Genomic DNA, 782 nt, shown 5'->3' on the forward strand with positions numbered 1-782 from the left:
CTTCCAGAGATGGCTGTTCTACGGCATTGGCACGATGTTCTCGATGGCTGTTCTGGCGGCAATGGTTTCTATTGCACTGGATATGGTCATCCGTGTTTCTGCCGCGTTCTGGACCACTGCGCTGGTCAACAAGTTTTTGCTCGACGGGGCGTCCAGTGACGGCATGACCAGCCAGGCAATGCAGCAGGGCGGCATGGGGTTGATCTTGACCACCCTCATTCTGACTGCGCCCCCAATGGCTGCGATGTTCTTCCAGGGCACCTTGGGCAGCTTCATGGCATATTCCCAGATAGGCGGCGCAGGCGGCCAGCCGGGTCCGCAAGGTCAGCCGCCGGGGTCGTATACGCCGGCGGCTCCCGACAAGGGAGCTGGGCCGTCAGCAGATGCAAATGCCGTTCGTGCCCATGTCCCGCTAGTCTCTAATACAAATGACAATGCCAGTGTGACCCCAGGCACATATGGTGCCGCAAAAAACTAAGCAGGCCGGAATCGAGTCCTGTAATTTCCAGGGCGGAGATAGCCATATGATGACAACTCAGTTCAGTTCAAAACTACTTGCTCTCGCTATGTTCGCCGGAGCCGCCCTGTTTTCAGGGGCGGCTCGCGCCGAGGGGGCGTGCCCGCCGGGTTCGTATCCAATCGGTGGGCAAGGCGTACAGGGTTGCGCGCCCATCCCAGCCTCTGGATCACAAGCGGACGGCCCTCGTGCAACGGGGCGTTGGATCAAGACATGGGGTGCCTTCGCCCTTTCACCGAATGGGGAGTCAGGTGCTGCCAACGGG

1 pseudogene is annotated in these 782 nt (G+C 59.8%); it reads left to right on the forward strand.

The features are described 5' to 3' along the window. Positions 1-478, forward strand: a pseudogene (locus ACXJKH_RS21550) (type IV secretion system protein); the annotation flags it as partial. Between the last annotated feature and the right edge of the window lie 304 nt (positions 479-782).

It is taken from the genome of Stenotrophomonas sp. P5_B8, from assembly GCF_054049855.1.